The following is a 25,567-nucleotide window of genomic DNA, read 5'->3' as shown; positions in this document are numbered from 1 at the left end:
TCACGATGGGAACGTAAACCACTATTCATTGACGAGGCGGAACATGAAGAGAAGAGTTTTCAAAACAACGATAGCGGCAGTCTGTGTGTCCTCTGCGCTGGCGGCCGCGAATGTCATGGCGGACGAAGTCAAAATCGGTGTTGTGCTGCCCTTGAGCGGCGCGTTGAGCGGTTATGGCCAGCCTTCTCAGAAAGGGGTGGATCTGATTAATGCCATGGAGCCGAAGCTGGCGAACGGCGACACCGTCAAGCTGATTATCATCGATGACAAGAGCGACAAGGTGGAAGCCGCCAACGCCATGCAGCGTTTAGTCTCCAGCGACAAAGTGGATGCGGTGATTGGCGAGGTGACGTCGACCAATACGCTGGCGATGACCAAGATGGCGGAAGACACCAAAACGCCGCTGATCTCTCCGACAGCGACCAACGACCGCGTCACCCGTAATCGCGAGTACGTCAGCCGGGTGTGCTTCTCCGATAGCTTCCAAGGGGTGGTCGGCGCCAACCTGGCCAGCCGCGATCTGAAGGCCAAGAAAGCGGCCATCATGTTCGACAGCAGCAACGACTACTCGGTCGGTCTGGCGCGCGCTTTCCGCAATCAGTTTGTGAAAAACGGCGGCACTATCGCTGTCGAAGTGCAGGCGCCGGGCGGCAGCAAAGATTTCAAAGCGCAGCTCTCGACGGTGAAATCGCACAACGTCGATATGATCTACATGCCGATTTACTACACCGAAGGCGCGCTGATTGCGGTACAGGCCAAGCAGCTGGGGCTGAAAGTGCCGGTGGTGGGCGGCGATGGTCTGGCGGCCGATCCGATCTTCTTCAAACTCGGTCAGGATGCGGTGGAAGGTTACATGACCACCGACTACTACTCGCCGAATGCGAAAGAGCAGACGCCGGACGGCGAGAAGTTCATTCAGGCGTGGACCGCCAAATATAAAGAACCGACCCATACCTGGGGCGCGATGACGGCAGACGCCTACAAGATGATTATTGCGGCGATGAATAAGTGTAGCGACCCGCACGACCGCGTCTGTGTGAACAAAAACCTGCGTGCGACCACCAACTTTACCGGCATTACAGGGACGCTGACCCTGAAAGGCGGCGATGCGATCCGTCCTGCGGTCATCAACGAAGTCAAGAACGGGCAGCTGGCGTTTAAAACGGTGGTCAATCCTTAATCGGCGGGATGTAGTAAGGAGCGCACAATGGATTTTGCCGTTTTTTTACAGCAGGTGGTCAATGGCATGAGCCTTGGCAGTATGTATGCGCTGATCGCGATTGGTTACACCATGGTGTATGGCGTACTACGGCTGATTAACTTCGCCCATGCGGATATCATGATGGTCGGCGCCTTTCTGGCGCTGATCGCCTTTACCTCCTTCGGGCTGCCTTTCGGGGCAGCGATTCTATTTTCGGTGCTGGTCTCGGCCCTGCTTGGGGTCGCCATCGATCGCATCGCCTATCGCCCGCTGCGGCAGGCGTCCAAAATTTCCATGCTGATCACCGCCATCGGCGTCAGCTTCTTTCTGGAGAACCTCTTCAACGTCGTGTTCGGCGGTAGCCCGCGTTTCTTTGAATCGCCGCCGTTTTTCAACAAAACCGTGACGATCGGCCACATCGTGATCACGCAGGTAGCGTGGATGGTGCCGCTGATCACCCTGGTGCTGCTGGCGATCATTCTGTTCATTCTGTACCGCACCCGACAAGGGATGGCGATCCGCGCGGTGGCGTTCGACGTCAATACCGTGCGCCTGATGGGGATTGATGCCAACCACATCATTTCGCTGGTGTTTGCGCTGGGGAGCGCGCTGGCGTCGCTGGGTGGGGTGTTCTATGCCATCAGCTACCCGACTATCGATCCGCTAATGGGGGTCTTGATCGGCCTGAAAGCTTTCGCCGCGGCGGTATTGGGCGGAATTGGCAGCGTGACCGGGGCGGTCATCGGCGGCTTTATTCTGGGCTTTACCGAAGTGGTGGCGGTCGCCGTTTTCCCGGAATTGGGCGGGTACAAAGATGCTTTCGCCTTCATGTTTCTTATTTTGGTGCTGCTGTTCAGACCGGTGGGCATCATGGGTGATGAACGACTGGAAAGGAGCCGCTTCTGATGAGAATGCCGCAGACCTCCTCTTCGCTGCTGTTGTGCTATATCGTCCTGTTCGCGCTGGCTTTTTTAGGGCTTTTTACCCTGCAAAACGCGTTCAATGATTATGTGCTTCGCATTATCTGCAACATCTTTATCTTCATGATCCTGGCGGTCAGCTACAACCTGATCAACGGGGTCACCGGCCAGCTGTCGTTGGAGCCGAACGGTTTTGTTGCCATCGGCGCTTACGTCACGGCGCTATTGTTGCTGACCGCAGACAACAAAACGGACATGTTCGAAATGGCGTCGCCCAGTCCGTTCATTCTGGCCCTGCACACGACGTTTCTGCCTGCGCTGGTCATCAGCGGCATCTGCGCCGCGGTGGTGGCCGTCTGTCTGTCGTTCCCGGTCTTTCGCGTACGGGGCGATTATCTGGCGATCGTCACACTGGGCTTTGGTTTCATTATCAAGATCCTGGCGATCAACAACCCGCAAATCACCAATGGCGCTATCGGACTGAATGAGATCCCGCAGGCGGATCATATTCTGTACTGGTGCGGGTTCATTGCGATCGTCGCCGTGCTGTTCGTCCTGCAGCTGGTCTACTCCAAGTATGGAAGGGCGATGAAGGCGGTGCGCGATGACGAAGATGCCGCGATTGCGATGGGCATCAATACCTTCCGCATCAAAACCTGCGCCTTTGCGACCAGCGCCTTTTTCGAAGGTATCGGCGGCGGCCTGTTGGCCTCGCTGCTCACCATCATCTCCCCGGATCTGTTCGACTTTATGCTGACCTTCCAGCTGTTGATCATCATCGTGCTGGGCGGATTGGGCAGCACCACCGGCGCGATCCTGGGGACGATCGTCGTGGTGGGGAGCGGCGAGTGGCTGCGCTTCCTAGATCAGCCGCTGACGCTGTTCGGTCAGGATCTGGGATCGCATCCCGGCCTGCGTATGGTGGTGTTCTCGCTGGTGCTGTTGATCATCATGCTGTTCGCACGCGAAGGGCTGCTGGGCAAACGGGAAATTTGGGAAATACGCGGGAGGCGTCAGAATGGCAAATGAGGCACTACTTCGCGTTGCGGACGTCACCATGCAATTTGGCGGACTGCGCGCCATTGACGGCGTTAGCTTTCACATTGCGCCTGCGGAGATCTTCGGTTTGATCGGACCGAACGGCGCGGGCAAAACCACGCTGTTCAACGTGATTACGGCCAACTACAAGCCAACCGGCGGCACGGTGGAACTGGAGTCTCAGGCGCTGACCGGGCTGAAACCGAATCAGGTGGTGAACCGGGGGATCGCCAGAACGTTCCAGAACATCCGGTTGTTCCCGTCCATGACGGTGCTCGACAACGTGTTGATCGGACTCGATCGCTTTATTCATTACTCTTTCCTCGAAGCCGCCCTGCGCTGTGGGCGTTTCTTCACGGCGGAGAAGCGTGCGCGGGAAAAGGCGATGCAGCTGCTGGACTATATCGGCATCGCCGAACACGCCCATTCGCTGGCGACCAACCTGAGTTACGGCAATCAGCGTAAGGTGGAAATTGCGCGGGCGCTGGCGACGTCGCCCAAGCTGCTGTTGCTTGACGAGCCTGCCGCAGGGATGAACCCCGCGAGACGGCGGAACTGGCGCAGCTGATTTTCAAAATGCGAAAGGATTTTGGACTGACGGTGTTGTTGATTGAACATGATATGTCGTTTGTGAACTCCCTGTGCGAGCGGGTGATGGTGCTGGACTACGGCAAGGCGTTGTTTAGCGGCACGCCGAACGAAGCCATCAACCATCCTGACGTCATCGCCGCGTATCTGGGGGACATCGATTATGCTTAAAGCGACCGATCTACGGGTTTTTTACGGTCTGATTCAGGGACTGAAAGGGATCGATATCGAGGTCAACAACAGCGAGATTGTGACGTTGATTGGCAGTAACGGCGCCGGGAAAACGTCGACGCTGAATGGCATCATCAATCTGGTGAAATCCACCGGCGCGGTCAATTTTCTCAACGAAGATATTTCCCACCGTCAGACGCATCAGATCGTGCGTCAGGGGCTGGCGTTGGTGCCGGAAGGGCGCAAGGTGTTCACCAACCTGACCATCGAAGAAAATCTGCGGATGGGGGCGTACAACAACCCGGTGAGGTTCAGCTATCTGCGCGACAAGATGTATGCGATGTTTCCCCGTCTGAAAGAACGGCGTGCGCAGCTGGCGGGCACGATGAGCGGCGGGGAACAGCAGATGCTGGCGATTGCCCGGGCGCTGATGAGTGAACCGGCGTTGCTGATGCTGGACGAGCCGAGTCTGGGCCTTGCGCCGAAGGTGGTGGGCGAGCTGTTCAACATCATTCGTCAACTGCGCGAGGAGAAGATTACGATCCTGCTGGTTGAGCAGAATGCGACCGCAGCGCTGAAAATCGCCGACCGGGCCTACGTGCTGGAAAACGGTAAGATCGTCCTGCATGGACCCGCACAGGAAGTGCTGGCGAATCCCGAGGTGAAGACCCTGTATCTCGGCGGTTGACGTAGTGCGGCGGCGTTGCCGTCGCCTGCTGCATCCGCAGGAATTGGTCTTTGCAATGTTTATATGGGGGGCGATCGCCAGGCCGTCGTGCCGTCGGCGAGGGAAGCGCTGTCGTCCGGCGGTTTTCTGCTATTATCCCGAAGTCCTGATTTTTAGCGCAGATAAGTAGGGATTTATGCAAGCCTGGCTTGAGCACTTGGTTACTCAATCGTTGGCCTATTCACTGCTGGCCGTTTTGCTGGTGGCTTTTCTTGAGTCGCTGGCGTTGGTGGGGCTGCTGCTACCGGGCACCTTAATGATGGCGTCGCTGGGCACTTTGATCGGCAGCGGACACCTGGGACTTTATCCGGCCTGGGGGGTTGGCATTATCGGCTGCCTGCTGGGGGACTGGATTTCCTATTACATCGGCTGGCGCTTCAAAGACCGGCTGCACGGTTGGTCATTTGTCCAGAAACACAGCGCCTATCTCTATCGCATCGAAAAAATGCTGCATCAGCACCATCTCGCGACCATTCTGGTCGGGCGCTTTATCGGTCCGACCCGGCCGCTCATCCCGATGGTCGCCGGTATGCTGGAACTGCCGCCGAAGCGATTTGCGTTACCCAATATCATCGGCTGCCTGACCTGGCCGCCGGTATATCTGATGCCGGGTATTTTGGCGGGGGTGGCGATCGATATCCCCGCGGCGGCGGACAGCGGCAGCTTCCGCTGGCTGTTGCTGACCGCTGCGGTGCTGACCTGGTCCGCCGGATGGTTGCTGTGGCGTGCATGGCGGACACGCCGAGCACCGTCGGAGGGATGGCTGACGCCAGCGCGGTTACGCTGGCTGGCGCCGACAGCGACGATCGTGGCGGCGATCAGTCTGGTGCTGCTGTGGCGGCACCCGCTGATGTCGGTTTACCTGCACCTGCTGTTGCAGATCTTCTACGGCTGATCAGCGGTAGAACTCCGCCACCTGCTCGAAAATGCGGGTGTCGTCGCCGTGGCGGCGCACCTGCAACACATCTTCCAGCTTTTCCACCTGACTGATCATCTGTGCCAGACGGTCGTCGTCGTTCACCAGCAGCCAGATGCGGCTTTGTTCACCGCCAGGCAGCGGCATACACATGATGCCTTCCACGTTGAACGCCCGGCGCGCGAACAGGCCGCAGACATGCGACATGACGCCGGGATGGTTGCGGACGGACAGCTCAAGCGTGACCTGGGTTGAAGAGGATGCGGTCTGCATAGAATTAATCTCCAATCATCTCAATGTTGGCGGCACCCGGCGGCACCATCGGATACACTTTTTCGTTCACGTCGATCAGCGCATGAATCAGCGCCGGACCCGGCTGCTTCATGATGTCGCGCAGCGCGGCCTGCGGATCTTTCGCCGCATTCAAATCACAGGTCGCCAGTCCGAAACCGGCGGCAATCGCCAGGAAATTGGCCTGATAGCTGTAGTCGGACGCCACGTAACGCTGTTCGTAAAACAGATCCTGCTGCTGGTGCACCATGCCCAGCGCCTGATTATTCATCAGCACGATTTTGACGTTAAGGCGCTGTTCGGCCAGCGTCGCCAATTCCTGAATATTCATCATCAGACTGCCGTCGCCGGAGAAGCATACGACCGTGCGATCGGGTTCCGCCAGCGCGGCGCCGATAGCGGCCGGTACGCCGAATCCCATCGTCCCTAAACCGCCCGATGTCAGCCATTGGCGCGTGCGGCGCAGCGGGTACGACTGAGCGACCCACATCTGATGCTGGCCGACGTCGGTGGAGATAATGGCGCTGTCGTCCAGCGATTCGGCGACGGCATGAACCAGTCCGTAGTGGCTCAGCGGATCGTCCTGCTGCAGATTGGCGGGATATTCCTGCTGCAATGCACTGACCTGCTGGCGCCATTCGGCGCGCGTCTGCGGCTCGATCAGCGGCAGCAGCTGCGTCAATCCTTTAGCGACATCGGCATGCAGCGCGACGTGCGGCTGACGGATTTTGCCCAGCTCGGCGGCATCGATGTCCATGTGAATAATGCTGGCGTTCGGGCAGAACTGCTCGGCTTTGCCGATAGCGCGATCGTCGAAACGCGCGCCCAGAACGATCAACAGATCGGACTGTTGCAGGATCATGTTGGTGGATCGTGCGCCGTGCATGCCCAACATACCCAGCGACAGCGGATGATCGGCGGGCATGGCGCCGAGCGCCATCAGGGTCATGGTGGTGGGGATCCCTGCGGACTCCGCTAACTGGATCGCCTGCTGATGCGCGCCGGCGCTGACGATCCCGCCGCCGAGATACAGCACGGGACGGCTGGCGGCGTTGATCATCGCGGCCGCCTGCTCGAGGGCCTGCGGTTCGGCGGCCACCGGTGCGTCGTTCGGCGCAGGCGCCGGCAGGGCGTCCAGCTCAATGGTGGCGGTCTGCACATCTTTCGGCACGTCGATCCACACCGGGCCGGGGCGACCTGACTGCGCGATGCGGAACGCCTCGTTCATCACGTGGGCCAGCTCGTTGATGTCGCGCACCAGATAGTTGTGTTTGGTGACGGGGATGGAGATGCCGTAGGTGTCCACTTCCTGAAAGGCGTCGCTGCCGATCATGTTGGAGGAGACCTGAGCGGTGATGCAGACCAGCGGAATGGAATCGAGTTTCGCATCCGCAATCGCGGTCAGCAGGTTGGTCGCGCCGGGGCCGCTGGAGGCCATGCAGACCGCCGCTTTGCCGCTGGCGCGCGCCATGCCCTGAGCGATGAAGCCCGCGCCTTGTTCGTGTCGCGCCAATACGTGGCGAATGGTTCGGCTTTGTCCCAGCGCATCGTACAGCGGCAGGGCGGCCCCGCCGGGAATACCCGTGACGGTCGTGATGCCTTGCTGCTCCAGCATGTGGACGATCAGCTCAGCTCCGGTATAACGCATAGTCATATCCTTTATCAGAGCCGGTGCAGTTTGGGAGCGGGGGGCAGAAAGAACAAACCCCGCTCGGCTGGCGCCGGCGGGGTTTGAGAATCTCTTCTGGATTCGAACCCGTTACGGCGCGTTGCCGACCACGACGACGACCACTAGGCGCACGACGACGACCGCATCGACAAGCGCGGTGTTGGATAGTGCTAGCGTGGAGGACGTGTGTTTCACGGAGAATCCTGTCATTGGTTTTTTTTAAACCATGTGTATGGACAAACCATTTTCACATGGGCTGTGGCAGACAATAACCCACAACCGTGAAAAGGTCAAAACCTGTTCGCCATCAGTTTTTATTCTGTTCAATGGGGGCGATCCCAAGGATACCGGCGGCGGCGACACGGCCCTGTTGGAGGGCATGTGTGGAGCCGTCGTAAGCCACGCGGCCGTCGACCACCAGCGCCGTGCGATCGGCGATACGGGCGGCATCGTCGAGATGGTGCGACACCATGAGCAGCGTCAGCTGGCGGTCGCGGCACACGCTGTCGACCAGCGTCAGCATCTCCGCGCGCAACGCCGGGTCGAGCGCGGAAAACGGTTCGTCCAGCAGCAGAATCGGCTGCTGACGCAACAGGCAACGGGCCAGCGCCGCCCGCTGGCGTTGGCCGCCGGACACCTGAGACGGCAGACGATCCAGCAGCGCAGTCAACCCGACGCGTTCAGCGATGCGAGCTAACTCCTCGCGCTGCGGCGGCGTCAGCTTGAGCCCGGGATGCAGTCCCAGCGCGATATTCTGCGACAGCGTCAGATGGGGAAAGAGATTATTTTCCTGAAACAGGATAGATACCGGTCTTTTGGCCGGTGGCGTCTGGCGATGGTCGACGCCGTTTAGCATAAGCTGGCCGCTCTCCGCCGGGAGAAAACCGGCGATCAGGCTGAGGAGCGAACTTTTTCCCGCGCCGCTGGGGCCAAGCACGGCCACGCGTTCACCGGCTTCTACATGCAAATCGAACTGCATCGGCTGGTGCTGGTAGAGATAGGTCAGTTTATCGAGAACGATCATGAGCGCCCGCCCGTTTTTCAATCAGAGTGAACAGAACAAAACACAGCAACAGCAAAAGTAGGGCGGTCACCGCGCCGTCGGCGCTGCGGTAAGCGCCGATTTGCTGGTACAGATAAAAGGGCAGCGTTCGGAACTGCTCATTGCCGAATAGCGCGATGATGCCGAAATCGCCCAGCGAGAGAATAGAGGCGAACGCCAGCGCCTGGGCGATCGGTGTCCGCAGCGCCCGTAACTCGATGGTTTGCAGTCGCCGCCAGCCGCGGATATCCAATGACTGACACAGCAGGTTGTAGCGTTCGGCGATGTCATACATGGGATTTTCCAGCACTTTGAGCGCATAGGGGATCGCCATCAGCGCATTCGTCGTCGCCACCAGCCACAGGGGAGATGTCGGTAGTCCGACGGTGCTGTTTAGCAGCAGGAAAAATCCGCTTGCCAGTACGATGCCGGGCATCGCCAGAATCAGCATGCCGCTGAGATCCAATAGCTGGCCGGAAAGATGGCGGCGGCGCAGCTTCAGTTCCCGGCTGCTCCACAGCAGCATCAGCGTCAGCAGTACGCACAACAGACCGGAGAGTATCGCGACCCTTAGCGAGGTCCACAGCGCATCCCACAGCGCGGGTTGACGGAGCACGGCAGGCAGGGAGGCGTTCAGTCCGTCCACCACCACGGCCAGTAATGGCGGCAGCAGGAGTAAGAGCGCGGCAACGATTAACATCGCGTCCGTTATGCGGTTGAACCGCGAGTCCTGAGGATTACGCCAGCGCGCTTGCTGGCTGTAGCCGACCGGCAGCAGTTTGGCCAGTCGCTGGCTGAGCAGAACCAGACCGAGGCAGCATACCATCTGAATCAGCGCCAACAGCGAAGCGCGCGCCGGATCGTAGTCGAAGCTTAGCGCCTGATAGATCGCCAGCTCGATAGTCGTGGCCTTGGGGCCACCGCCCAGCGACAGCACAACGGCGAAGCTGGCGAAACAGAGCATAAAGATCAGCGCGGCCGCAGGCAGGAGCTGTCGGCGCAGCCAGGGCCACTCCACGATGCGGAAGTGCTGCCACTCCCCCATGCCAAGCTGGGCGGCCATCTGCCGCTGTTCGGTGGCGATACCTTCCAGCGCCTGTAGCATCAGGCGCGTGGCCAGCGGCAGGTTGAAGAAAACGTGCGCCAGCAGTATCCCGCCGAGCCCGTAGGGAGAAAACGCGTAAGGCAGGCCGAAGGCCGCCGCCAGCTGCGAGAGCCAGCCTTGTCGCCCGTACACGCTCAACAGACCGAATACGGTCACCAACACCGGCAGCACCAGCGTCATGGCGTATAGCCTCAACAGCCAGCGATGCCCCGGAAAACGGCGGCGATACAGCGCACGCGCCAGAAAAATCGCCGGGAGGGTCGACAGCAGCGTCGAGAGCAACGCCTGCCAAAAGGTGAAGCGAACGACGTGCCACAGGTAGTCGTCCTGCCACAGCGCGCGCCACGGATTCTGCGGCGCCTGAAGCCACAAGGCGCCGAAGGCCAGCGCCGCGACCGCGATCAGCAGCAGGGCGGCGAGAGCGCCGGGCCAGAGCCAGCCGGGAATTAGCGGCTGACGGCGCGTTGCCATGCCTGAATCCAGTCATTACGTTGCGTGGCGACCTGCTCCGGCGTAAACGACAGCGTGGTCGCCGGTTTGTCCAGATGCTGGAACCCGGCGGGCAGCGGGGTGTCGATGACCGGGTACATCCAGTTGGTGGTCGGGATCAACTGCTGGAACGCCGGGCTGACCATGAACTTCAGGAAACGCTCAGCCAACTGGGGTTGTTGGCTACTCGCCAGACGACCGGCGACTTCCACCTGTAGGTAGTGGCCCTCGCTGAAGGGCGCCGCGACATAGTTGTCTTTCTTCTCTTCGATCATGTGATAAGCGGGCGAGGTGGTGTAACTCAGCACGAGATCGGCTTCGCCTTTCAGGAACAAGCCATAGGCTTCGCTCCAGCCCTTAGTCACGGTGACTGTCTTCGCTGCCAGCTTCTGCCAGGCTTGCGGGGCGTCGTCGCCATAGACTTTTTGCATCCAAAGCAGCAGCCCGAGGCCCGGCGTGCTGGTGCGCGGATCCTGATAAATGACTTTCCATGGCTCCGGGCTGTCGACCAGCTCGTGCAGGCTGCGCGGCGGGGTTTTGAGTTTGTCGCGATTGTAGATAAAGGCGAAGTAGCCGTAGTCATAGGGCACAAAGGTGTCGTTGTGCCAGCCGCCCGGCAGCGAGAGGGAGTCGGTATCGACCGTTCGTTTACTGAACAGACCGGTGCGTTCAGCCGCCTCTAGCAGGTTGTTGTCCAGACCCAGCACGATATCGGCCTGCGAACGCTTTCCTTCCATCCGCAGGCGATTGAGCAGCGCCACGCCGTCGGCCAGCGCCACGAATTTCAGTTCGCAGTCGCACTCTTTTTCGAACGCGGTTTTCACGCTGGGACCGGGTCCCCATTCCGAGGTGAAGGAGTCGTAGGTGTAGACGGTCAGCGTAGGCTTCGCCAACGCCGGAGCAGAGAGAATCAACAGGCAGGACAGTAATTTTTTTAACACTTTGCACTCCTGAGAAAAAGGGTGGCAAAGGTCTTTGAGCAAGCCGAAAAGCACTCCCAAATCCCTTCGCCGGTATTAACCGGATCAGGTTCGACGGGTATTTTCTCAGCGTAAAGCGGACGGTATGAAGGCTCCGGACTTTATCGCACCCCGTTGAGAACTCACGCATTGTAGAGACTTCATGCCCGGAGTCAAAGCGCGCGTCAGTTTTCCGGCGGCACGAACCAGGCGGATTTGAAATCGAACCATCCCAGCGTATTCATCCGAATGCCGCGCATGCTGCGCTGGCCTTGCAGTTGCAGCCAGTGGTGGAACAGCGGGTGGATCTGCTGCTGAGTCACGAGCGACTGGCTCCAATCCGCCAGCGACCCACTGCCTTGACGCCACAGGCTGGCGTCTTCGGCCAGATCCCGATCCAAACAGTGCTGCATCAGCGGCAGTTCATAGAGCAGGGCGAACAGAGAGAACTCCAGCGGCAGATAGAAGTTGGCGCTGCCGAGCCAGATGTCGCTCGGCTCGGCGCCCTGATACCACTCAGCATAGTCGATACGGCGGACCGACAGCGTGACGCCGTGGGCCGATAGCAGTCGACGAATGATGTCGCTGATGTCCTGATACTCGGCATGCTCATGATAAAAGGTGAGCGTCAGATGCGTGAGGTCGGCGGGTTTGTCCTGCGCCAGACGTGGCTGGGCGTGGTGCCAGCGCGGGAGCAGGCCGTAGGCCGGGGACCAGTTGCATTGATAGGTTTCGTCCGCGAGTCCGAGCAGGGCGACCGGGCTCAGAGCCTGACACAGCCAGTCCCTGATCTCCGGGCGTGAGGCCAGCGGCGAGCGCCGGTCAAACAGCAGAAAATAACAGCCTTCCTCTAACCGGTTCTCCAGCTCGTTGTTGGGCGAGTTGTCGTTTTGCAGTTGAAGCGAGCAGGAGGGCGCATCCAGTGCGTCCGGCAACACCCAAACGCTGACTTCGTCAATCAGCGCGCGATAGCCAAAATAGTCGTCGAACGCATTGATTTTCAACTGGGTATTGCTGTTGCGCAGCACGGCGTAAGGGCCGGTTCCCACCGGGTGGCGGGTAAAATCGGGCAGCGTTTTCCACTCCTGCGGCAAAATCATCGCGGACACGCTGCCTAGCAGCCAGGGCAACCAGATATCGGGTGTCGTCAGCCGCACATCCAGCACGGAAGGCATGGGCGATTCAATGGCGCAGAGATGAGAAAACAGCGGCATGGCGGTGATGCGTTGCAGAGAGGCGATCACATCTTCCATCGTCAGTTCCCGACCATGATGGAAACGTACGGCGGGGCGGAGATAAAAACGCCAGTGTAGGGGCGACACCTGCTGCCAATGGTGCGCTAAATCCGGCAGGAGTTCCCCATTTTCCTCATTTATGGTGGTTAACCCGCTAAAGATCTGGCGGGCCAGATGCGTTTCCGAGCGTCGCAACGCGGAGCCGGGCAGAAGATTGCGCATTGGCCGGTAGTAGGCGATGCGCAGCAAATGTTTGCCCTGTCGGAAACTGCGCCCGATGTGGGAAAGCAGCATCTGCCGCACCTGCGATTTGTCCCCCACCAACTGCACCAGTTGGTCAATCCGATCCTGCTCCAGCAGGTCTTCCGCCCGCTGTTGTTGGAGCGCCAGGCCGGTATAGAGGAAGCTGAGACGTGAGCGTTTTCCTCGTCCCGCTTCGGCTTCCCAGGTCAACCATCCCTCTTCCTGCATGGCTCGCAGCAGCGATCGAATATGTCGTCGCGAGCAGTTGAGTACGCCTGTCAGCTCCTGCAGCGTAGTGTCAGTAGGCTGACCTTGCAGGTGCTGCCAGAGCCGGATGAACTGTTGTTGCAGTCGAGATGAGGACATAAAGGGGAACTCCGCGGCCTAAAGTCATCAATATATTTTCCCCTATCTTACGTTGATACTTTGTCATAACGAAAGCGCAAATAATGAACGGTTGGAGGGTATGACGATGGCACTATCACGATTGTATCGGAGTTATCGCAACATCCTGTCATTGGGACACTCGGCGTGGGGGCGCTGGTTGTCGTCGTCTCAGCGTCTGGCGCTGCTGATGCAGGTGACGCAGTGGCAGACGGAGAAGATGTCTGATGAGGAGTACCGTCACTGGATCTGACTGTGACGAGGTTTCTGTTTTCTGAGTGATGGTGAAGCTTTCACCGGCCGGTGGTTATTCCGCCGGCTTTTTTTTGCCCGAAATAAGTGACGGTATCTTATGCTAATATGGACTATGGAAGTGAGTAAAGGAACGTCAAAGTCGATATAAACATTCAACCTATGGTAACATGCTAGTAAATGAAACTGGGTTAATCGGTTATAGCGAAATAAAAAACTATCTTGATGTGACCATCCTTCAGTGAGACGTTTCAATTCAGTCTATTACATTAAAACAGGTAAAATAATTCACTATGAAGTTACGCAGAAGAAAGGCACGGCCCATCGTTTTGGGCGATGTCACCATTATCGACGACACGCGTTTACGTAAAGCCATTACCGCAGCTGCGCTCGGCAATGCCATGGAATGGTTCGATTTCGGTGTGTATGGCTTTGTGGCTTACGCACTGGGTCAGGTCTTTTTCCCCGGCGCTAACCCCAGCGTCCAGATGATCGCCGCGCTGGCGACATTCTCCGTTCCCTTCCTGATTCGTCCTCTGGGCGGGCTGTTCTTTGGCTCGTTGGGCGACAAATATGGCCGTCAGAAAATATTGGCCATCACCATTATTATCATGTCGGTCAGTACCTTCTGTATCGGGTTGATACCGTCCTATAACTCCATTGGGATCTGGGCACCGATACTGTTGCTGCTGGCCAAAATGGCCCAGGGCTTCTCTGTGGGCGGCGAATATACCGGCGCGTCGATTTTCGTCGCTGAATATTCTCCGGACCGGAAACGTGGCTTCATGGGAAGCTGGCTGGACTTCGGCTCCATCGCCGGGTTTGTGCTGGGCGCGGGCGTCGTGGTGCTGATCTCCGCCATCATCGGCGAAGCGGCGTTCCTGGAATGGGGCTGGCGTATTCCGTTCTTCCTGGCGTTGCCGCTAGGCATCATCGGTCTCTACCTGCGTCATGCGCTGGAGGAAACGCCGGCGTTCCAGCAGCACGTTGAGAAGATGGAAAAAGACGATCGCGACGGCTTGAGCAGCGGACCGAGAGTCTCGTTCAAAGAGATCGCCACTAAGCATTGGAAAAGTCTGCTGTCCTGTACGGGTCTGGTCATTGCCACCAACGTCACCTACTACATGCTGTTGACGTATATGCCAAGCTACCTGTCGCATAACCTGCACTATTCCGAGAACCACGGTGTGCTGATTATCATCGCCATTATGATCGGGATGCTGTTCGTTCAGCCGGTGATGGGACTGTTGAGCGACCGATTCGGACGTAAACCGTTTGTCGTTATCGGCAGCGTGGCGATGTTCCTGCTGGCGATCCCTTGCTTCATGATGATCAACAGCGGCGCCATCGGCCTGATTTTCCTGGGTCTGCTGATACTGGCCATCATTCTGAACGCCTTTACCGGTGTCATGGCGTCTTCGCTGCCCGCGATGTTCCCAACGCACATCCGTTACAGTGCGCTGGCCAGTGCCTTTAACATCTCTATCCTGATTGCGGGTCTGACGCCGACGGCGACTGCGTGGCTGGTTGAAGCCAGCAACAACCTGTTTATGCCGGCCTACTACCTGATGGTGATTGCCGTGATTGGTCTGGTCACAGGTATCTTCATGAAGGAAACAGCTAACAAGCCGCTGAAAGGCGCGACGCCGGCCGCTTCCGACCTGAGCGAAGCCAAAGAGCTGCTGCGTGAGCATCACGATAATATCGAGCATAAAATCGAAGGTATTAACGAACAGATCACCGAGCTGGAGAAGAAACGCCAGTCGCTGATCGACCAGCATCCTCGCATCAACGAGTAATCGTTAGACGCTTTCAGGAAAGTGTTCTGCTTTCCTGATACTCAATCAGGCAGACGCCCACTGGGCCTCTGCCTGATTTTTTCTCCCCCGAAATCTTTTTTCTACTCAATCGCTGTCGAACACGGTGCTGTATCCCCGCACTGGCCGTTAAAACGCTCACCTTATAATAATCAATTAAGTGAAGTATTTAGGTGATCATATTATCACCACAAAATAGTTGAAGCTTAAATGGTGCCCGTTGTATTGTCCGCTGCGATTTATTTTGTCATATTTTGAAAGGAAAACTCACACATGGCCGAATATGGAAAAGCAGTACCAAGAGAAGTAAAAGGATGGAACTGGGGCGCATTTATGTTCAACGTCATCTGGGGCGTGGGCAACAAAACTTACCTGCCGCTGCTGTGCTTTGTTCCTCTGTTGAATATCGTTTGGGTGTTTGTGTGTGGCTTCAAGGGTAACGAGTGGGCCTGGCAGAACGCCGATTATGATGATGTCGAGACGTTTAAACGCGTACAGAATAGCTGGAACAGAGCTGGTCTGTTTGCCTTCGTTCTGGCTCTGATCTCGGTATTTTTCTCTATATTTGTTATGTCCGCATTGATGGCGTCGTTAGCGGGCGCAATGCTGCGCTAATTCCATCAAAACAATGGCATTGATCGCAACGTGATGAATGCCATTTCTTTAGTCATCTCCCCCATCAGACCCGTTTTGAACGCCCACATTTCTCACCTTCACCTCACGCTGCGAAGCCGTGACCACCTTCTGTAAATCCCTGTATCAATAATTGTTCTCATTATCAGTTGAATGCTAACATTCCTCGTTCGGACACGGTGAAAAACCAGAGGAATGAGCATGGCGGGATCGAAAGAGTACAAGATTTTCGAGGTGGCATTAGCGCGTAAACAGACGCTGAGCCCGTCGATGATGCGCTGTGTTTTCAGCGGTGAGTCGGTTCGCGAGATGACCACCGGCGCGCCCGATCAGCGCATCAAACTCCTGTTCCCCGCCATTGATGGTACGCCGTCTCAATTGCCGGATGTCGCTAACTGGTATGCCGAGCTACTGGCGTTGCCAAAACGCCAGCGTCCCATTGCGCGAACCTATACCCTCCGTCGTCTTAATGCGGCAGCGGGGGAGCTGGAGGTGGAGTTCGTCATCCACGGTACGGAAGGCCCGGCGTCATCGTGGGCGATGAGCGCCGAGCCGGGCGCTCGCCTTCAGGTAGTGGCGCCCTGCGCCGCCTCGGAGAACAGCCAAGGCGGTTATGAATGGTGTCCTACCGAACAGACCCGTCGGGTGCTGCTGATCGCCGATGAAACCGCATTTCCCGCCGTAAAGGGGATTCTGGAGCAGTTGGCCGGGCTGGCGTCGCCGCCACAGGTGCAGGCCTTTATCGAACTGCCTCTGCGCGCCGACTGTCTGGATTTCAGCCATTTCACCTTCGCCGACATCCATTGGTTGCCGCGCGAAGAAAGCGGAGCAAACCACGGCGAGCGTCTGTTGGATGCGGTGCGCGATGAGCTTCTCTTGTCGCAGACCCAAAACGAGCCTCCCGTCGTTGAGTTATCGGACGTCCCGGAAGACGAGCTGTTGTGGGAAAGGGCGGAGAGTCAGCACGGACAGTTTTTCGGCTGGGTGGCCGCTGAATCATCGGTGGTGAAAGCCTTACGGCGATATCTGGTGGGCGAGCGGGGCGTTGCGCGCGAGTCGATGGCGTTTATGGCTTACTGGTGTCAGGGGCCGCGTCGGGAGCGGTAAAAAAAAGGCCCGCCGAAGCGAGCCCTGAGCATCATGACACGGTGAGGCTTAGCGCAGGAATGTCGGCTGCGTTTCCTCGTAGCGGGCAATCGCCGCTTCGTGTTGCAGCGTCAGGCCGATGTTATCCAGACCGTTGATCATGCAGTGGCGGCGAAAACTATCGATTTCAAACGAATAGCTTTTATCGCCTGCTTTCACGATTTGAGCTTCCAGATCGACGGTGAAAGTCATGCCTTCATTGTTTTCCACCAGGGCAAACAGTTCGTCGACGTCGGCGTCGCTCAGCCGCACCGGCAGCAGCTGGTTATTCAAGGCGTTGCCGTAGAAAATATCGGCGAAGCTCGGCGCGATCACCACGCTGAAGCCGTAGTCGGTCAGCGCCCAAGGCGCATGTTCGCGGGATGAACCGCAGCCGAAGTTTTCACGGGTCAGCAGGATGCTGGCGCCTTTGTAACGAGGCTGGTTCAGCACAAATTCAGGATTAGGCTGCTGGCCTGCGTCATCCAGAAAACGCCAGTCATTGAACAGGTGCTGACCGAAACCGGTGCGGGTGACCTTCTGCAGAAACTGCTTGGGAATGATGGCATCGGTATCGACGTTGGCGTTGTCCAGCGGGACGACCAGACCAGTATGTTGAGTAAATTTAGTCATGGGTTATCCCTCTCAGTTCAGTTCACGAATGTCGGCGAAACGCCCGGTCACCGCAGCCGCGGCGGCCATTGCGGGGCTGACCAGATGAGTCCGTCCGGCACGACCCTGACGACCTTCGAAGTTGCGGTTGCTGGTGGAAGCACAACGCTCGCCCGGATTCAGACGGTCGTTGTTCATCGCCAGACACATTGAGCAGCCAGGCAGGCGCCATTCGAAGCCCGCTTCGATAAAGATCTTGTCCAGACCTTCCTCTTCTGCCTGCGCTTTTACCGGACCAGAGCCGGGAACGACCATTGCCTGCACGCCCGCAGCCACTTTGCGGCCTTTGGCAATAGCGGCCGCAGCGCGCAGATCTTCAATCCGCGAGTTGGTGCAGGAGCCGATGAAGACTTTGTCGATGGCGACGTCGGTCAGTTTGATACCCGCTTTCAGACCCATGTAATTCAGCGCTTTCTCGGCAGAGGCGCGCTCAACCGGATCGTTGAAGGATTCCGGTGCCGGGATGGCCTGATTCACGCCGATCACTTGACCGGGGTTGGTGCCCCAGGTGACCTGCGGGGCGATGTCGGCGGCGTTCAGCGTGACGACGCTGTCGAACTGCGCATCCGCGTCTGACTTCATGGTCTTCCAGTATTCGACGGCGTTTTCCCATTCTTCGCCTTTCGGCGAGAACTGACGACCTTTCAGGTAGGCAAACGTCGTTTCATCCGGGGCGACCAGACCGGCTTTCGCACCCATCTCAATCGCCATGTTGCACAGGGTCATACGGCCTTCCATGCTCAGCGCTTGGATAGCCTTGCCGCAAAACTCGACCACATGCCCGGTGCCGCCAGCGCTGCCGGTTTTGCCGATGATCGCCAATACGATGTCTTTGGCTGTGATGCCCGGAGCCGCATCGCCGGTCACTTCGATTTTCATGGTTTTCGCGCGGCCTTGTTTCAGGGTCTGCGTCGCCATGACGTGTTCAACTTCGGACGTCCCGATGCCGAATGCCAGCGAACCGAACGCGCCGTGGGTAGCCGTGTGGGAGTCGCCGCAGACGATGGTCATGCCCGGCAGCGTCATACCCTGCTCAGGACCGATCACGTGAACAATACCCTGATAAGGATGGTTCAGGTCGTACAGCTGAACGCCGAACGCCTGGCAGTTTTTGATCAGCTCCTGCATCTGAATACGGGCCATCTCGCCGCTCGCGTTGATGTCGCGAGTCTGGGTGGAGACGTTGTGATCCATCGTGGCGAAGGTTTTGCCGGGCTGACGCAGCTGACGTCCTTTCGCACGCAGACCGTCGAACGCCTGAGGCGAGGTCACTTCATGCACCAGATGACGGTCGATATACAGCAGCGGCGTTTCGTTTTCCGCTTCGTACACGACGTGCGCATCGAATAATTTCTGATATAACGTTTTACCCATGATTACACCCCTTCCGCGACATAACGGGCAATCACGTCACCCATTTCACTGGTGCCGATGGCTTTGCCGTCGCGAGCCAAATCGCCCGTACGGTAGCCAGCTTCCAGCGCATGATTGACCGCCTGCTCAATGGCGGAGGCGGCGGCATCTTCACCCAGGCTGTAACGCAGCAGCAGAGCGGCGGACAGGATTTGTGCAATCGGGTTGGCGATGTCTTTACCTGCGATATCCGGTGCGGAACCGCCAGCGGGTTCGTACAGCCCGAAACCAGATTCGTTCAGGCTGGCGGATGGCAGCATGCCCATGGAGCCGGTGATCATGGCGCATTCGTCGGACAGAATGTCACCGAAGATGTTGGAGCACAGCACCACGTCGAACTGCGCAGGATCTTTGATCATCTGCATCGTGGCGTTATCGATGTACATATGGTTCAGCTTCACATCCGGGTAATCTTTGGCGATTTCTGTGACGACTTCACGCCACAAAATGCTGCTCTGCAACACGTTGGCTTTGTCGATGGACGTCACGATATGGCGGCGTTTACGTGCGGATTCGAAGGCGATACGGGCGATGCGTTCGATTTCGAAACGGTGATAGATCTCGGTATCGAAAGCGCGTTCATCCTTGCCGCTGCCTTCGCGGCCTTTCGGCTGGCCGAAATAGATCCCGCCGGTCAGCTCGCGTACGCACAGAATGTCGAAGCCTTTCGCCGCGATATCTTCGCGCAGCGGACAGAACGCTTCCAGTCCCTGGTACAAACGCGCCGGGCGCAGGTTGCTGAACAGGCTGAAGTGTTTACGCAGCGGCAGCAATGCGCCGCGCTCAGGCTGTTCTGCCGGTGGCAAATGTTCCCATTTCGGACCGCCGACGGAGCCAAACAGAATCGCGCTCGCCTGCTCGCAGCCGGTAATGGTGTCTTTCGGCAGCGGCGTGCCCTGACGGTCAATAGCGGCGCCGCCGATGTCATATTCGCTGGTCGTTATGTTCAAACCAAAACGTTGGCGTACGGCTTCCAGCACTTTGTATGCCTGAGCCATGACTTCCGGGCCGATGCCGTCACCAGGCAGTACGGCGATATGGTAGCTTTTGTTCATCACACTGTTTCCTGACTATTTTGTTTGTTGTTCTGCTGCTGCAAACGCAGTAATTCCTTTTCAACCATCTGCGCACGCTGAATATTGTTCAACACGTTCACCATGGCGTTCGCGGAGGATTCGACGATATCCGTCGCCAGACCCACGCCGTGGAAGCGGCGGTTCTGATATTCGACGACGATGTCCACCTGGCCCAGCGCTTCTTTACCGTGACCTTTGGCGGACAGCTGGTACTGAACCAGACTGATATCGAAACCGGTGATACGGTTGATGGCTTTGTAGACGGCGTCGACCGGGCCGTTGCCGGTGGCGGCTTCAGATTTAATTTCTTCGCCGCAGGCCAGTTTGACCGAGGCGGTGGCCATGACGCTGGAGCCTGATTGTACGCTGAAATAATCCAGACGGTAGAGGGCGGCGTCTTCTTGCTTATTGTTAATAAACGCCAGCGCTTCCAGATCGTAATCAAACACCTGGCCTTTTTTGTCCGCCAGTTTCAGGAACGCGGTGTACAGATCGTCCAGGTTGTAGTCGCATTCCTTATAGCCCATCTCTTCCATGCGGTGCTTCACAGCGGCACGGCCTGAGCGCGACGTCAGGTTCAGTTGCACTTCCTTCAGGCCGATGGATTCCGGGGTCATGATTTCGTAGTTTTCACGATTCTTCAGAACGCCGTCCTGATGAATGCCAGAAGAGTGGGCGAAGGCGTTAGCGCCCACGACGGCTTTGTTAGCCGGGATCGGCATGTTGCAGATCTTACTGACCATCTGGCTGGTGCGGTAAATTTCCTGATGGTTGATGTTGGTGTGCAGATTCATCAGCTTCTGACGTACTTTGATCGCCATGATGACTTCTTCCAGCGCACAGTTACCGGCGCGTTCGCCGATGCCGTTCAGTGTCCCTTCGACCTGACGGGCGCCCGCGTTGACTGCCGCCATGGCATTGCCGACCGCCAGACCGAGATCGTCATGGGTATGCACGGAGATGATGGCTTTGTCGATGTTGGGAACGCGTTGATACAGAGAAGCGATGATGTTGCCGAATTCATGGGGCAGGGTGTAGCCGACGGTATCTGGAATGTTGATAGTGCGGGCGCCAGCGTTGATCGCGGCTTCCACCACACGGCTCAGATCGTCAATCGGCGTTCGTCCGGCATCTTCACAGGAGAACTCGACGTCGTCGGTGTAGTTACGAGCGCGTTTGATCATATAGGTCGCGCGCTCAACCACGTCGTCCAGCGTACTGCGCAGCTTGGTGGCGATATGCATCGGCGAGGTGGCGATGAAGGTATGAATTCGGAAGGCTTCAGCCACTTTCAGGGCTTCCGCCGCGACGTCGATATCCTTCTCTACACATCGGGCCAGCGCGCAGACGCGGCTGTTTTTGATCTGCCGGGCGATGGACTGAACGGAATCAAAGTCACCAGGCGAAGAGACCGGGAAGCCGACTTCCATCACATCGACACCCATGCGTTCCAGCGCCATGGCGATTTGAATCTTTTCCTTAACGCTCAGACTGGCCTGCAGCGCCTGCTCACCATCACGCAATGTGGTATCGAAAATAATCACTTCTTGGCTCATCGCTCTGGTTCCTTTGTCTTGTTAATTCTGACGCCCGGCGAGTAAAAAAAAACCCGCGCAACGGCGCGGGTTTCTTGAAGGTGTGGCGTGAAAATCAGCTGTGAATTTCGCCCACCGGCATACCGCGCATATTGGATGCGATGAGTAGTAGGCCTAGTAGTTTAGCGAAGTGAGACATGCTGATTATCTTCCAATGTTTGTTAGTCAATTGCTTCTCTATTATTGGTACTTGAATACTGTGGGTATGTCAACGTTTGATTTTTGCGGCAAAGCGGGATTTCTCGGCCTGATTTCGGCGATAAAATCGGTCTAAGTCGTCTTAAAAATAGACGACCCCATTGCTTGATATGCTGAATGCTTGAGCAGGTGGTATCGCCGCATCAAAGATAAAAACAGGGCATTTTCGAGCAGAAAAAGGGATAAGCGCCGATAATATTTTTTGCTGACCTGTTTCAAGGTCGTGGAATATTTTCAGACCAAGGCCAATTCTTTTGGAGTTTTAACGTAGTAAAAGTGCTTTTGGCAGAGAATTCCCCGAATGCGTGCAAGCGTGTGAAATGTGCGTGGTTTGCCTGCTGCATTAACTGACATTATGTTAATGCGTCCGCGTTTGTGAGGGGCAAAAATGCCCGGACGTTATCCCTCGAAAATCCGCGTTTAAAACGTCTTTTGACGCGAATAAAAAAATCGACCGAGCGGGGAATTTTGTCAGAAAAATGCGTTCGACGGTTTTTTCAGGCTGGCGACGTCGTTTTCACCTATGCATGAGGATGGATTGTTTCCGAGAATATCGTGGACAAGACATGAGTAGGGATTGATGCGCTCAATGCGTTGATCCGAAGGGAGGGCGTTGGGCTACCGTTATAACCCGGCGCAGCCCCGGCGGGACCAGGGCAATACTAAATAGTCTATGCGTGTCATCATACTGTGATAAAAGCGGTTGCTGACCGGAAAGTTATGCGGTTAGATCGAACAGATATCCCTGGTTAGTTTATGGCTATCATTCCATTAATTCTTCATTATCTGACTTATTAAGGGGTTACCAGTGAAACTGGATGAAATTGCGCGTCTTGCGGGGGTTTCGCGTACGACGGCCAGTTATGTCATCAACGGAAAGGCGAAACAGTATCGCGTGAGCGATAAGACCGTTGAAAAGGTCATGGCTGTGGTACGGGAACACAATTATCATCCAAACGCCGTGGCTGCCGGGTTGCGTGCCGGGCGAACGCGTTCTATCGGTCTGGTTATCCCCGATTTGGAAAATACCAGCTATACCCGTATCGCCAACTATCTGGAACGTCAGGCGCGCCAGCGCGGCTATCAATTACTGATTGCTTGTTCGGAAGATCAGCCCGATAACGAAATGCGCTGTATCGAACATCTTCTGCAGCGTCAGGTCGATGCCATTATCGTGTCCACGTCGCTCCCTCCGGAACATCCGTTCTATCAGCGTTGGGTGAAAGATCCTTTGCCGATTATCGCGTTGGATCGTGCCCTGGATCGCGAGCACTTCACCAGCGTGGTGGGAGCGGATATGGAAGATGCGGAAATGCTGGCGCAAGAGCTGCGCAACATTCCGGCTGAACGGGTGCTGTATCTGGGGGCGTTGCCAGAGCTCTCCGTCAGCTTCCTGCGTGAACAAGGTTTTCGTCAGGCCTGGGAGAGCGACCCCCGTCAGGTGCAATATCTCTATGCGAACAGCTACGAACGTAGCGCGGCGGCGGCGATATTCACGGACTATTTGCAGCACAATCCGATGCCGGAGGCGCTGTTCACCACCTCGTTCCCGCTGTTGCAGGGCGTGATGGACGTGACTCTGAAGCAAAGCGGGCGTTTGCCTAACAATCTGGCTATCGCCACCTTCGGCGATAATGAGCTGCTGGATTTCCTGGAGTGCCAGGTGTTGTCCGTCGCCCAGCGTCATCGGGAAGTGGCCGAACGGGTACTGGAGCTGGTGCTGGCGAGTCTGGATGAACCGCGCAGGCCGAAGGCGGGGCTGTATCGTATTCGTCGCAGCCTTTATCGCCGAGGTTCGTTAAGCCGTCGTTAAGCCGACAGGGAATTGCCGGGTCGATATCTTTCCGGCAGTTCCTGTTATTCCCGCCATGATCATCGCCATTTATGACACGTCATTTGGATATCTCTTTCCGAATTTTTACTCAGAACGCGTTATTTCCAAGTTTTCTCCTAAGAAAAGTCCCCTTTTATAAAAAACTTTTACCGTTTTACGCCATTTCCTGCCGGTCATTTAATGCGTCGCAAGTCGTTCCGGACTTTTGCGGGATACGCGGAACAGCTGACGGCAATATTCCAGGAAATAACCGTAGGCCACGCCCATGACCATCGATATCACGGCATTACTCCCTACGGCCGTCGCAATTTGCGAGGCGTTGGCGCCAATGCTGAGCAAAATAGCCATATAAACCGGCGACTGAAAACTCACATAGGCAATAAGATCAGCGACGTTTTTGCTTCGGCAGGATTGGGGCGCCAAACTGTGGGCGAAAGCTACGATGCGATCGCGGTAGATGCCATAAGGCCACGCAATCACCATATTGACCGGAATGGAAAGCAGGCGTGAAGAGAGTGACTGCTGGAACGACATGTCTGAAATCAATATCTCAATCGCCATGCCCGTAACGAAACAGTAAATCACCATGGCAACGATGTCAGCCAGCGCGTTGCGTAGGCGTAAGAAGGAGGTGAACATGCCGATAGGCTCCAGTGCGTCGGGGATAGAAACAGAAACACCTAAGTTTATCGGTGTTTTATTTCGCGTCATTGCCTTTTTAATAGTCTACATCACTGGATATAATTTATAGAGTAGCGATAAATTTTTATTTTATTGTTTTTTTTGGTATTTAAAGCTGGTTTATTCGTATAAATAGTTATTGGCATTTTATTATTATGCCAATGATGTAAATGGTGATTTAAAACAAAGCATTGCGTCTGTAAATGAGGAGGGCGATGTGAGAAATGTTGTCTGACTTTCTATTATATACAAACGGCTCAGCTTCAGACCCAGCTGATTATTATTAGACAGGCATGAGACATTGATACTGTAAATATAAACAGTCTTTCTGCATCTGATAAACTGCGCGGGAGCGTGGACGTCTTCGTTGATAAAACATTCTCAATAGAAAACATTGTGTTTTTCTCATTAAAAAATTTATTTTTACAATTCAAAACCGCATCGAAGATTTAAGACCCTTCTTTTTTGGCAAAAGGGATTGTCGAAAAATACTGACAAATCAGGGTTTGACGAGAAACTTGGGTTTTTCCGAAAATAAAAAATACGTAACGATATGTGGCTGTGAAAATAATATTTCATTAGCGGGTAAAGCGTATATCTTTCACGCGTTCGTTGAGGCCCGGATAATTTCTCTTAAATAATCACAGCCTTAATACTCATTATTTTTTACTGGTGTTTTTTTAACTGTTTTTCCCCCGCGTAAAGTCACCGAAAATAATGCCTGCCCACTTCCGTACTTGCTTGACAAGGTTTTCCTCCCCTCCGTAAACTCTGAATCGTGGGAATTTGTGGGGCAAAGTGGTAGAAAATGGCATGAAGGGCTAAATACAACCATGTTTCGTGGGGCAAGTCTGGTCAATCTCGACAGTAAAGGACGGCTCGCCGTTCCGACCCGATACCGGGACGTACTGAACGAGGAAGCGCAGGGGCAAATGGTTTGTACCATTGACCTCCACCAGCCATGTCTACTGCTTTATCTCTTGCCTGAGTGGGAAATCATCGAACAGAAGCTCTCTCGCCTGTCGAGCATGAATCCCGCCGAACGTCGCGTTCAGCGTTTGCTGCTGGGACACGCCAGTGAGTGCCAAATGGATGGTGCCGGGCGTTTATTAATCGCGTCCACGCTGCGGCAACATGCAAAACTTACAAAAGAAGTGATGCTGGTCGGGCAGTTCAACAAGTTTGAACTGTGGGATGAACAGACCTGGTATCGACAAGTCAAGGAAGACATCGAATCTGAACAATCGACTCAGGAACCGCTATCTGATCGATTGCAGGACTTATCTCTATAGT

At 56.2% G+C, this 25,567-nt stretch carries 23 protein-coding genes, 1 pseudogene and 1 riboswitch; of the genes and pseudogenes, 12 read left to right on the top strand and 12 right to left on the bottom strand.

The window, feature by feature from the left end:
• Nucleotides 1–115 precede the first annotated feature (115 nt).
• The 6 genes and pseudogenes from CKQ53_RS02630 (at nt 116) to CKQ53_RS02605 (ending at nt 5,540) form a co-directional block, all read left to right on the top strand.
• Nucleotides 116–1,180, top strand: coding sequence for an ABC transporter substrate-binding protein (locus tag CKQ53_RS02630; protein ID WP_409359755.1), 1,065 nt, complete (start codon nt 116–118; stop codon nt 1,178–1,180).
• 27 nt (nt 1,181–1,207) lie between these two features.
• On the top strand, nt 1,208–2,107 hold the full coding sequence (locus CKQ53_RS02625) for a branched-chain amino acid ABC transporter permease (protein ID WP_085651815.1): 900 nt from the start codon (nt 1,208–1,210) through the stop codon (nt 2,105–2,107).
• Nucleotides 2,107–3,150, top strand: coding sequence for a branched-chain amino acid ABC transporter permease (locus CKQ53_RS02620; protein ID WP_094118096.1), 1,044 nt, complete (start codon nt 2,107–2,109; stop codon nt 3,148–3,150). Before CKQ53_RS02625 ends, CKQ53_RS02620 begins: the two co-directional genes overlap by 1 nt.
• Nucleotides 3,140–3,918, top strand: a pseudogene (locus tag CKQ53_RS02615) (ABC transporter ATP-binding protein). Before CKQ53_RS02620 ends, CKQ53_RS02615 begins: the two are co-directional and overlap by 11 nt.
• Nucleotides 3,911–4,606: an ABC transporter ATP-binding protein gene (locus CKQ53_RS02610; protein ID WP_085651818.1), complete on the top strand. Its 696-nt coding sequence runs from the start codon at nt 3,911–3,913 to the stop codon at nt 4,604–4,606. The pseudogene CKQ53_RS02615 and the gene CKQ53_RS02610 overlap by 8 nt, the downstream one beginning before the upstream one ends.
• A 175-nt stretch (nt 4,607–4,781) precedes the next feature.
• Complete coding sequence (locus CKQ53_RS02605) at nt 4,782–5,540, top strand: DedA family protein (protein WP_085651819.1); 759 nt, start codon at nt 4,782–4,784, stop codon at nt 5,538–5,540.
• Here CKQ53_RS02605 and ilvN read toward each other — a convergent pair whose 3' ends face one another.
• The 7 genes from ilvN to sgrR form a co-directional block, all read right to left on the bottom strand.
• Nucleotides 5,541–5,834 carry an acetolactate synthase small subunit gene (ilvN, locus tag CKQ53_RS02600; RefSeq protein WP_026739090.1) on the bottom strand — a complete coding sequence of 98 codons (294 nt, stop codon included), beginning with the start codon at nt 5,832–5,834 and terminating at the stop codon, nt 5,541–5,543.
• A 4-nt stretch (nt 5,835–5,838) separates the two neighbouring features.
• Nucleotides 5,839–7,500 (bottom strand): acetolactate synthase large subunit, encoded by a 1,662-nt coding sequence (ilvB, locus tag CKQ53_RS02595; protein ID WP_094118098.1) that lies wholly within the window; start codon nt 7,498–7,500, stop codon nt 5,839–5,841.
• 111 nt (nt 7,501–7,611) lie between these two features.
• The gene (locus tag CKQ53_RS02590) at nt 7,612–7,731 is read right to left on the bottom strand and encodes an ilvB operon leader peptide IvbL (RefSeq protein WP_118894615.1); all 120 of its coding nucleotides are present in this window, start codon (nt 7,729–7,731) and stop codon (nt 7,612–7,614) included.
• A 97-nt stretch (nt 7,732–7,828) separates the two neighbouring features.
• On the bottom strand, nt 7,829–8,545 hold the full coding sequence (gene thiQ, locus CKQ53_RS02585) for a thiamine ABC transporter ATP-binding protein ThiQ (protein ID WP_094118099.1): 717 nt from the start codon (nt 8,543–8,545) through the stop codon (nt 7,829–7,831).
• The gene (gene thiP / locus CKQ53_RS02580; protein ID WP_094118100.1) at nt 8,529–10,139 is read right to left on the bottom strand and encodes a thiamine/thiamine pyrophosphate ABC transporter permease ThiP; all 1,611 of its coding nucleotides are present in this window, start codon (nt 10,137–10,139) and stop codon (nt 8,529–8,531) included. The genes thiQ and thiP overlap by 17 nt, the downstream gene beginning before the upstream one ends.
• Nucleotides 10,115–11,098 (bottom strand): thiamine ABC transporter substrate binding subunit, encoded by a 984-nt coding sequence (thiB, locus tag CKQ53_RS02575; RefSeq protein WP_085652351.1) that lies wholly within the window; start codon nt 11,096–11,098, stop codon nt 10,115–10,117. Before thiB ends, thiP begins: the two co-directional genes overlap by 25 nt.
• A 43-nt stretch (nt 11,099–11,141) precedes the next feature.
• Nucleotides 11,142–11,261: riboswitch (TPP riboswitch) on the bottom strand.
• Nucleotides 11,262–11,301: 40 nt separating this feature from the next.
• Nucleotides 11,302–12,960, bottom strand: a complete 1,659-nt coding sequence (gene sgrR, locus CKQ53_RS02570) for an HTH-type transcriptional regulator SgrR (protein WP_085652352.1) — start codon at nt 12,958–12,960, stop codon at nt 11,302–11,304.
• 106 nt (nt 12,961–13,066) lie between these two features.
• Between sgrR and sgrT the strand changes: the two genes are divergently transcribed.
• From sgrT to CKQ53_RS02550, 4 genes are all read left to right on the top strand, one after another.
• Nucleotides 13,067–13,231 carry a glucose uptake inhibitor SgrT gene (gene sgrT, locus CKQ53_RS02565; RefSeq protein WP_085652385.1) on the top strand — a complete coding sequence of 55 codons (165 nt, stop codon included), beginning with the start codon at nt 13,067–13,069 and terminating at the stop codon, nt 13,229–13,231.
• A gap of 292 nt (nt 13,232–13,523) precedes the next feature.
• Nucleotides 13,524–15,029 carry a glycine betaine/L-proline transporter ProP gene (proP, locus tag CKQ53_RS02560; protein ID WP_085652353.1) on the top strand — a complete coding sequence of 502 codons (1,506 nt, stop codon included), beginning with the start codon at nt 13,524–13,526 and terminating at the stop codon, nt 15,027–15,029.
• 291 nt (nt 15,030–15,320) lie between these two features.
• A complete protein-coding gene (locus CKQ53_RS02555) occupies nt 15,321–15,662 on the top strand; it encodes a ribonuclease G (RefSeq protein ID WP_085652354.1) in 342 nt (113 codons plus the stop codon).
• A gap of 219 nt (nt 15,663–15,881) precedes the next feature.
• On the top strand, nt 15,882–16,787 hold the full coding sequence (locus CKQ53_RS02550) for a siderophore-interacting protein (RefSeq protein ID WP_085652355.1): 906 nt from the start codon (nt 15,882–15,884) through the stop codon (nt 16,785–16,787).
• Between the two features lie 48 nt (nt 16,788–16,835).
• On the opposite strand, the gene leuD is transcribed toward CKQ53_RS02550, so the two are convergent.
• The 4 genes from leuD to leuA are packed head-to-tail and all read right to left on the bottom strand — an operon-like array spanning nt 16,836 to nt 21,522.
• Nucleotides 16,836–17,438, bottom strand: coding sequence for a 3-isopropylmalate dehydratase small subunit (gene leuD, locus CKQ53_RS02545; protein WP_085652356.1), 603 nt, complete (start codon nt 17,436–17,438; stop codon nt 16,836–16,838).
• Nucleotides 17,439–17,450: 12 nt separating this feature from the next.
• Nucleotides 17,451–18,851, bottom strand: a complete 1,401-nt coding sequence (leuC, locus tag CKQ53_RS02540; protein ID WP_094118101.1) for a 3-isopropylmalate dehydratase large subunit — start codon at nt 18,849–18,851, stop codon at nt 17,451–17,453.
• Nucleotides 18,852–18,853: 2 nt separating this feature from the next.
• The gene (leuB, locus tag CKQ53_RS02535) at nt 18,854–19,945 is read right to left on the bottom strand and encodes a 3-isopropylmalate dehydrogenase (RefSeq protein WP_094118102.1); all 1,092 of its coding nucleotides are present in this window, start codon (nt 19,943–19,945) and stop codon (nt 18,854–18,856) included.
• Nucleotides 19,945–21,522, bottom strand: coding sequence for a 2-isopropylmalate synthase (leuA, locus tag CKQ53_RS02530; protein ID WP_094118103.1), 1,578 nt, complete (start codon nt 21,520–21,522; stop codon nt 19,945–19,947). Before leuA ends, leuB begins: the two co-directional genes overlap by 1 nt.
• 1,045 nt (nt 21,523–22,567) lie before the next feature.
• Between leuA and cra the strand changes: the two genes are divergently transcribed.
• Nucleotides 22,568–23,572, top strand: coding sequence for a catabolite repressor/activator (cra, locus tag CKQ53_RS02520; RefSeq protein ID WP_094118104.1), 1,005 nt, complete (start codon nt 22,568–22,570; stop codon nt 23,570–23,572).
• Nucleotides 23,573–23,770: 198 nt separating this feature from the next.
• On the opposite strand, the gene CKQ53_RS02515 is transcribed toward cra, so the two are convergent.
• Entirely contained in the window at nt 23,771–24,232 is a 462-nt protein-coding gene (locus CKQ53_RS02515; protein WP_085652361.1) for an L-alanine exporter AlaE, read from the bottom strand.
• Between the two features lie 875 nt (nt 24,233–25,107).
• Here CKQ53_RS02515 and mraZ point away from each other — a divergent pair.
• The gene (gene mraZ / locus CKQ53_RS02510) at nt 25,108–25,566 is read left to right on the top strand and encodes a division/cell wall cluster transcriptional repressor MraZ (protein ID WP_026741699.1); all 459 of its coding nucleotides are present in this window, start codon (nt 25,108–25,110) and stop codon (nt 25,564–25,566) included.
• Nucleotide 25,567: the final 1 nt, after the last annotated feature.

The organism is Lonsdalea britannica, assembly GCF_003515985.1.
GTDB classification, from domain to species: Bacteria; Pseudomonadota; Gammaproteobacteria; order Enterobacterales; family Enterobacteriaceae; genus Lonsdalea; species Lonsdalea britannica.
Note: the sequence above shows the minus strand (reverse complement) of the source record. Positions and strands in the feature narration are given on the sequence as shown.

Bases quoted from the DNA above. Each gene is read 5' to 3' on its own strand.
- CKQ53_RS02555 (WP_085652354.1), top strand. From the start codon at position 15,321: ATGGCCGAATATGGAAAAGCAGTACCAAGAGAAGTAAAAGGATGGAAC.
- sgrT (WP_085652385.1), top strand. From the start codon at position 13,067: ATGGCACTATCACGATTGTATCGGAGTTATCGCAACATCCTGTCATTG.
- ilvB (WP_094118098.1), bottom strand. From the start codon at position 7,500: ATGCGTTATACCGGAGCTGAGCTGATCGTCCACATGCTGGAGCAGCAA.
- leuB (WP_094118102.1), bottom strand. From the start codon at position 19,945: ATGAACAAAAGCTACCATATCGCCGTACTGCCTGGTGACGGCATCGGC.
- CKQ53_RS02550 (WP_085652355.1), top strand. From the start codon at position 15,882: ATGGCGGGATCGAAAGAGTACAAGATTTTCGAGGTGGCATTAGCGCGT.
- ilvN (WP_026739090.1), bottom strand. From the start codon at position 5,834: ATGCAGACCGCATCCTCTTCAACCCAGGTCACGCTTGAGCTGTCCGTC.
- CKQ53_RS02605 (WP_085651819.1), top strand. From the start codon at position 4,782: ATGCAAGCCTGGCTTGAGCACTTGGTTACTCAATCGTTGGCCTATTCA.
- sgrR (WP_085652352.1), bottom strand. From the start codon at position 12,960: ATGTCCTCATCTCGACTGCAACAACAGTTCATCCGGCTCTGGCAGCAC.
- CKQ53_RS02515 (WP_085652361.1), bottom strand. From the start codon at position 24,232: ATGTTCACCTCCTTCTTACGCCTACGCAACGCGCTGGCTGACATCGTT.
- CKQ53_RS02590 (WP_118894615.1), bottom strand. From the start codon at position 7,731: ATGACAGGATTCTCCGTGAAACACACGTCCTCCACGCTAGCACTATCC.
- CKQ53_RS02630 (WP_409359755.1), top strand. From the start codon at position 116: ATGGCGGACGAAGTCAAAATCGGTGTTGTGCTGCCCTTGAGCGGCGCG.
- leuD (WP_085652356.1), bottom strand. From the start codon at position 17,438: ATGACTAAATTTACTCAACATACTGGTCTGGTCGTCCCGCTGGACAAC.
- thiP (WP_094118100.1), bottom strand. From the start codon at position 10,139: ATGGCAACGCGCCGTCAGCCGCTAATTCCCGGCTGGCTCTGGCCCGGC.
- CKQ53_RS02610 (WP_085651818.1), top strand. From the start codon at position 3,911: ATGCTTAAAGCGACCGATCTACGGGTTTTTTACGGTCTGATTCAGGGA.
- proP (WP_085652353.1), top strand. From the start codon at position 13,524: ATGAAGTTACGCAGAAGAAAGGCACGGCCCATCGTTTTGGGCGATGTC.
- leuA (WP_094118103.1), bottom strand. From the start codon at position 21,522: ATGAGCCAAGAAGTGATTATTTTCGATACCACATTGCGTGATGGTGAG.
- thiQ (WP_094118099.1), bottom strand. From the start codon at position 8,545: ATGATCGTTCTCGATAAACTGACCTATCTCTACCAGCACCAGCCGATG.
- CKQ53_RS02620 (WP_094118096.1), top strand. From the start codon at position 2,107: ATGAGAATGCCGCAGACCTCCTCTTCGCTGCTGTTGTGCTATATCGTC.
- mraZ (WP_026741699.1), top strand. From the start codon at position 25,108: ATGTTTCGTGGGGCAAGTCTGGTCAATCTCGACAGTAAAGGACGGCTC.
- leuC (WP_094118101.1), bottom strand. From the start codon at position 18,851: ATGGGTAAAACGTTATATCAGAAATTATTCGATGCGCACGTCGTGTAC.
- CKQ53_RS02625 (WP_085651815.1), top strand. From the start codon at position 1,208: ATGGATTTTGCCGTTTTTTTACAGCAGGTGGTCAATGGCATGAGCCTT.